Here is a 6673-nt window from a genome sequence, read left to right on the forward strand (position 1 = left end):
GCTCGAACCCGCGACCTCCGGCGTGACAGGCCGGCACTCTAACCGACTGAGCTACACCCGCGCACAATGCCGCTTGCGGCATTTTGACCGATCCCAAACAAGACCGGTCGACTTCGAGGAAGGAGAATGGCGCGAGTGACGGGGCTCGAACCCGCGACCTCCGGCGTGACAGGCCGGCACTCTAACCGACTGAGCTACACCCGCGCACAATGCCGCTTGCGGCATTTTGACCGATCCCAAACAAGACCGGTCGACTTCGAGGAAGAGAATGGCGCGAGTGACGGGGCTCGAACCCGCGACCTCCGGCGTGACAGGCCGGCACTCTAACCGACTGAGCTACACCCGCGCACAATGCCGCTTGCGGCATTTTGACCGATCCCAAACAAGACCGGTCGACTTCGAGGAAGAGAATGGCGCGAGTGACGGGGCTCGAACCCGCGACCTCCGGCGTGACAGGCCGGCACTCTAACCGACTGAGCTACACCCGCGCACAATGCCGCTTGCGGCATTTTGACCGATCCCAAACAAGACCGGTCGACTTCGAGGAAGAGAATGGCGCGAGTGACGGGGCTCGAACCCGCGACCTCCGGCGTGACAGGCCGGCACTCTAACCAACTGAGCTACACCCGCGCATTTCTCAAAAGGGCGCTTGGCCCTTCACCGTGCGGCCTCGACCGCCCGGTTGAGCGGCTAACTAAGAGGTTCGGCATCGGGTGTCAAGCAGGTTTCAAGACAAAAGGATGACGGCGGTCGATTTGCACAGACCCCTCCCCTTTCCGCGTCGGTCTTCCGCAAAAAATTCAAAAAAACATCATGAAGGCTCTTGCGGTTTTTCCGCGATCCGCATAGATCACGGCCACCGACGCGGCGGACGGGTTCCGCAGCCGCGAAAGGGCGATTAGCTCAGTTGGTAGAGCGCCTCGTTTACACCGAGGATGTCGGGAGTTCGAGTCTCTCATCGCCCACCATTTTCTCCTTTGAAATCATTGAACAACCCATTTTGTTGGGTTTCCGGCGTCCATTTGGTACACAAGGCCGGTTGACAATGAGTTTTATAATATCTGCCCTGCCCTCATCGGTAGTATCTGGGGCGGAATGACGTATAATGTTTGAACGTGAAACGTACTAGCCTTCATCATTGATCAATTCAGCGAGGCCGCTGTGGACTTCCTTTCGCTCATATTGGCAGCAATCGGATGGCAGAAAAATCACGCCAACAAAGTCAGTGATCGGCGGATAGAAGCATATCGCATGAACGCAGAGGTGGCGGCTGAGGCTGCTCAGTGCGCTAACATGCTAGCGCTTGCAACACCAAGCATCCTCCGGCGTGCAGCGCTTCTCTTTCCCGATCAGCCGCTGGTTTATCAAAGCTGCCATGACACGCTTACGACAATGCGTGCCCAAGCGGAGCAACTTCATGCCATGGCGGAGAGCTATAAGCCGATGATCGAGCGGGGCAGCACATGGGCCGATTGGGATAAAGCGGTGAGGCAGCTTCACGAGTGGAGGTCCACGGCTTCCATGCTGCGCCCTCATACGGAAACGATCATCAAACGGTACGAGGATTTGCTGACCGCCGCAGAAAATACAGAACCTCTCCCTTCGCCTTCACCTCCCGTGCGCCAACCAAGAGACCGGGGATGGGATGCTCCGCCCCTTTAACCGAGGCGCCAGGGGGGATTAAAGCAGCACCAAGTCCAGCCCGTCGCCGATCTCGCGCCTGGCGGTTTCCACCACGCTCGTCTGGTGGGTGAACAATATCGTCTGGAATCGCTCGCCGCCCGCGGCGAGCGTGCGCAGGCCCGCAGCCGTCCGCTCGTCGTCGAAGGTCTGGAAGATATCGTCGAGAATCAGCGGGGCCGGTTCGTTGCGGCCGCAGTAATCCTCCAGGAAGGCGAGCCGCAGGGCCAGATAGAGCTGGTCTCCCGTTCCCTCGCTCAAGCCGCCAAGCGGCACCTGTTCGCCGGTTTTTCGTTCCACGGCGAGCTGCAGTTCGTCGTTCTCGTCATAGAGCTGCAGGAGCCGCGCGAATCGGCCGCCGGTAAGCTCCGCAAACACTTGTCCCGCCCGCTGCATCACCGGATCGGCCTGCCGTTCGCGGTAGATCTCCATGGATGAGGAGAGAAGACTCGTCGCGAGCTTCAGCACGACCCAGCGCCGCGCAAGCTCCCTCGCCTCCTCCTCCGCCGCGAGCTTGCGGAAAACCGCGCCCTCGGCGCCGATGCCGGTTTCGAGCTCGCGGCGACGACGCAGATTGTCCGCCTCGCCGGCGCGCAGGGCCGCGATGCGGTCGATCTGTCGGCCATCCTCCGCCTCCAGCTTCTCGACCTCCAGGGCGGCGGCGACACGGTCGAAATCGGCAAGTGCGGCGCGCACCGCCTGCTCATCCCGGCCATCAGCCTGCTCGACGAACCGATTTTTCCCCTGGCGCAGGCTCTCCTCCAGCCGGTTGCGCTGCCTGAGATCCTCCAGGACCTCCGCAAGTTTCGGGATTTCGGACGAAAGCATTTCGGCAAGCGCGGCCAGCTCCTCCTGAAGCCGTTCCCCCTCGCTCTCCGAACGGCCCAATGCCGCTTGCGCGCGCTCTAGTTCCGCGACGAGAGCGGCGCGATGCTTGGCGTCCGCATTGGCGGCCATGGCGCGCTCGTTGAGCAGGCCTGCCGCGACATCCGGCGCGATGGAGCCGAGGTCCGGCGCGACCTGCGCACACAAGGCGCGCATTTCCTCCTCGAAGCCTTCCATGTCCCGCGCCATGCCGCGCACGCGCCGGTTCCGGTTTTCGCGCTCCGACATGAGATCCGGCACGATTCGCCAGAGATCGAGGGCGGCAAGCGCCATTTCCATTCTGGCGTCCTCCGGCAGGTCGACGGCGGCGAGCGCCTGGGTAAAGGCCCTCTCCCAGATTTCCGTTTCCCTGCGAAGCGCCGTCTCGCGCTCCTCCAGCCGCTCCAGGGTTCCTTGAGCGGAATGGCGCTTTCCTTCCAGCGCGCGGCTTTCACTCCAGCGTTCGGCGATCTCGCCGATCTTCCGTTCGATCCCGCGGGAAAGCGGCACGGTCGGCAGCGCGGCGGCTGGAAGACCGACAGCGTCGGCGAGAGACGATAGCGCCGGCCTCAGCTTCTCCTCTTTCAGCCGCAGAATCTCGAGTTCGTCGCGCAATTGGGTGAGGTTTTCCGCCTGGCGCGACAGCTCGTCCACCGCGCGGCGCCATTCGATCATCCGCTCCGGTGTGCCGGGAGAAACCAGCCCCGGCTGGAAGGCATCCTCGAAATCGGTGATAGCATCGGACAAGGCGATCTCCGCCTCCCTTGCTGCCTTCCGGTTCTTTACGAGCTGCCCTTCGATTTCTCTCTGCCGAAGCGCGATCTGGGCGTGGCGGGAGACCCTTTCGGCATCGGAAAGCGCCGCATCCGCCAGGCGGTCAGCCTCGCTGATGGCGCCCGACAGGAGACCGAACCCTTCCCTGCCCGGCTTCGCCTCCGCTGCCTTCAAGGCCTCGTCCCGGCTTGCGCGGGCAAGCGCTATATCCTCACGCGAAACGATCCTGCCCTCGATCTCGAGCGCCGCGCGCTGGGCGGCAAGGCTCGCCCCCTCCTCTTCCAGCGCGGCGAGCCTTGCGGCGACTTGCGTGCTTTCCGCCCGCGCGTCCTCGATCATGCGGCGGTGATTGGTGAGAGCGGCGATATCCGGCAGCGGCGCGGCAAGCAGCTTCTCGATATCCTTCACCGGCGGGTCCAGCCGGTCGGCGGCGGCGCGAAAGTTCGCCTCGGCGCGCGTTACCCGCACCTGCAGATCCTCGATAGCCGAAAGCGCGCCGATATCGGGACGCAAGGCGGCAAATTGCTCCGTCCAGGGTTTCGGATCGATCAGGCGGGCATCAGGCCCCTCCTCCTCCAGCCGCCGAAGCGTCTGCCGCTCCTCCTCGATCCGCTGGCGAAGCTCCTTCAGGCTGCGGTCGAGCGCCGCCCCCTCGTCCCCCAGCGCCTTCAGCCGCGCAAGGTCCGCATCCGTCGGCTGGTGGCGTTCGAGGCCGGCGGCATCCGCAAATCCCAGACGCCGGGCAGCCTGGGTGAGCCGCTGGTCGAAATCCTCGACTTCGCCGCGCACCCGGCCAAGATCTTCCCGCGCCTTGAGATAGGCGCCCTTCTGCGCATGGGCCGCAAGAATTCTGGGGGCCGCCTCGATCAGCGCCTCGTCCACATGCAGCGCATCGGCCTCGTCGCGCAGGCGGCGAACCTCGATCTCGGCCACACGACGAGCCTCGGCATTTTCCCGCGCGCCCTCCAGCGCTTTCGCCAGGCGCTCCTCGAAGCCGGCCGGAAGATCGGCCAGGCTCTCATACCGGGAAAGCATGGCCTGCTCGCGATCGATCTCCCGCAGCACCGGCTCCAGCCGCATCAGCATGCGCAATTGATCGAGCGCCCGCTTCGTCTCCTGCCGCTCGGCCAGTACCTCGGCAAGCTCCGCCTCGATCTCTGCCTGCTCGGCCAGAAGCTTCTTCCAGTCGTTGGATTTCAGCTCGCTTTCGCGCTCGGCCTTTCGCGCCTCGTCATGCGCGTCGAGCACCTGATAGAACAATCGGTCCTTCGAACGCCGCTGCGCATAGATGCCGTCGGCTTCGGCTTCGATCGCCTTGCGCAGGTTCGACAATCCCGTGAGGCCGGAAGCGGCCGAAAACAGAAGGCTGCCGATTTCCCCGCCGCTCCTCAGCATGTTCTCGCCGCCGGCGCGCAAGGATGCGGAATTCAGTCCGAAGGCGCGCTCGAAGACATCGCGGCTCAGCGTGCCGAGAAAAGGCGCAAGCGCATCTTCCGGCAGCGCCTCCTCCGCCTCGCCGTCGGCAAGCAGCGTGTTCTTGCGCCCCTTCCGACGCCGGAAAGCCAAAATATCGCCATCGCGCGCGGTGATCTGCGCACCCACGCGCAAGGAACCGGAATCGTGCAGGAACGTATAGTCGGAGCGATCTGGGAAGCCGAACAGCAGGTCCGAAATGGCCGAGAGCGCGGAGGATTTTCCCGCTTCGTTCGGTCCGTAAATGACATGCAGCTTCGCATCCGGCCGGAAGACAAGACTGCGGTCGGTCAGCGCGCCATAACGCAGGATATCGAGGCGATCGAACCGCATGTTCAGCCGGCCCTCGCGGCGCGGGAAAGCAGCAGCTCGCGGGCTTCCGCCAGCAGGGTTTCGGCATCGCCGCCGAGAGCGAGCTCGCCCGCCCCGATCCCGCCCGGCAGGCGCGCGGCGATCTCGGCAATCCTGGACTCCGCGTCGGCAAGCAGTTCCGACGGGAAAGCGCCTGCCAGAATCAGGCCCTCGATGCCGAGAATGTCCTTGGAAACGGCCTTGCCGTTCGCTTCCGGCTCCAGCCGCACTTCCAGCTTTTCCAGCCAGATATCCTCGTGGCAGCGATGGCAAGCCGCCTGCACCTCGTCGCGGAAATCCTGAGCGCGCGACGCCAGCTCGTGGCGGAAGCGGCTCCTGCCGGTAAGCCTCACACGCAATGCCAGAGCCCGGCCCTCCATCCGCTCCACGACCGGCTCCAGCGCGCTTTCCAGCCGCTGCAGGATGGCGGGAATATCGTCCTCGGGCTCCACCGCAACGGCAAGTTCGGCGAAACGGGCGCTATCGGTAATCACCCGCTCATGGCTGACGCGGCCATCCTCGACCGTCACCAGCACCGCGCCCTTCGCGCCCTGTTCGCGGATGCTGCGTCCCTGCAAGTTGCCGGGAAAGATCACCACCGGGTCTTCGCTCACCACTTCGTAATCATGCACGTGGCCGAGCGCCCAATAGTCGTAGCCGCGCGATCTCAGGTCCTCAATGGAACAGGGAGCATAGGGCGCGTGCGGTTCGCGGCCGGTCAGCGAAGTGTGCAGCACGCCGATATTGAACCAGCCGGCCTGCCGCTCCGGATAGGAAAGCGCCAGGTTCTCCGTCGCCGAACGCTCGGCAAAGCCCTGGCCGTGCAGCGCCACCTTCAGATGATCCAGCGTGAACGTGCCCGGCTTGTTGACCGGGAATTCCCGCACGTTTCTCGGCAGCGTGATGGTCTTCGTGATGACGCTTTCGGCGTCGTGGTTCCCCTTCAGGAGGAAAACAGGAATTTCCTCCCGCTCCAGCCGCGCCACTTCGCGGTTAAAGAAGAGACCGATCTTGTTGTCCTTCCAGTCGCCGTCATAGACATCGCCGGCAACGATGAAAAAATCCACCTTTTCAGCGATCGCCTGTTCCACGAGCGCGGAAAAAGCCTTGCGGCTCGCTTCGATGAAGAGTTCGGCGATCGCGGCATCCTTCAGCGCCAGCCCCTGGAAGGGGCTGCCGAGATGCAGGTCCGCGGCATGGATGAAACGGAAGGACGTCATCGAATCGCTTGCATTGGTTGGCCGAGATGAACCCTTGTTTTAGGCAAATGCCGGGCATGAAGAAAGCATCGCCCGAATCGGCCTGTGGATAGCCTGGCCATTCGTCCGCTCGGTCCTTCTCACACCCAGCCTTCACAAAGATTTCGCAATGCACCATTAAATGCTGCATTGCAAAACAAGCAACTTAGGATACAATGAAATCATAATTGCAACCGATCCATGAAGGATCGGAGACGATCAGCATCCAATCAGCACAAAAGAATGAGACGCGCCCGGTTTCCGCCGGGGATGCGAACAGGAAGCTTTTACCC

3 protein-coding genes and 5 tRNA genes are annotated in these 6673 nt (G+C 63.2%); 2 read left to right on the forward strand and 6 right to left on the reverse strand.

All coding sequences use genetic code 11. From position 1 onward, the window contains the following. Positions 1-127: 127 nt before the first annotated feature. From ACE04I_RS16835 to ACE04I_RS16850, 4 genes are all read right to left on the reverse strand, one after another. Positions 128-204, reverse strand: a tRNA-Asp gene (locus ACE04I_RS16835). 65 nt (positions 205-269) lie between these two features. Continuing rightward, positions 270-346: transfer RNA gene (locus ACE04I_RS16840), tRNA-Asp, on the reverse strand. 65 nt (positions 347-411) lie between these two features. Beyond that, positions 412-488, reverse strand: a tRNA-Asp gene (locus ACE04I_RS16845). Positions 489-553: 65 nt separating this feature from the next. Continuing rightward, positions 554-630: transfer RNA gene (locus ACE04I_RS16850), tRNA-Asp, on the reverse strand. Positions 631-892: 262 nt separating this feature from the next. On the opposite strand from ACE04I_RS16850, the gene ACE04I_RS16855 reads away from it, so the two are divergent. Next, positions 893-968, forward strand: a tRNA-Val gene (locus ACE04I_RS16855). Between the two features lie 193 nt (positions 969-1161). After that, positions 1162-1662 (forward strand): hypothetical protein, encoded by a 501-nt coding sequence (locus ACE04I_RS16860; protein ID WP_046792780.1) that lies wholly within the window; start codon positions 1162-1164, stop codon positions 1660-1662. A gap of 18 nt (positions 1663-1680) precedes the next feature. On the opposite strand, the gene ACE04I_RS16865 is transcribed toward ACE04I_RS16860, so the two are convergent. After that, positions 1681-5124, reverse strand: coding sequence for an ATP-binding protein (locus ACE04I_RS16865; protein ID WP_137326846.1), 3444 nt, complete (start codon positions 5122-5124; stop codon positions 1681-1683). A gap of 2 nt (positions 5125-5126) precedes the next feature. After that, the gene (locus tag ACE04I_RS16870; RefSeq protein ID WP_046792782.1) at positions 5127-6362 is read right to left on the reverse strand and encodes a metallophosphoesterase family protein; all 1236 of its coding nucleotides are present in this window, start codon (positions 6360-6362) and stop codon (positions 5127-5129) included. Positions 6363-6673: the final 311 nt, after the last annotated feature.

It is taken from the genome of Rhizobium moroccans, from assembly GCF_057559155.1.

What these genes read in the sequence shown, in the direction of transcription:
- ACE04I_RS16865 (WP_137326846.1), bottom strand. Translation starts at nt 5,124, where the DNA reads ATGCGGTTCGATCGCCTCGATATCCTGCGTTATGGCGCGCTGACCGAC.
- ACE04I_RS16870 (WP_046792782.1), bottom strand. Translation starts at nt 6,362, where the DNA reads ATGACGTCCTTCCGTTTCATCCATGCCGCGGACCTGCATCTCGGCAGC.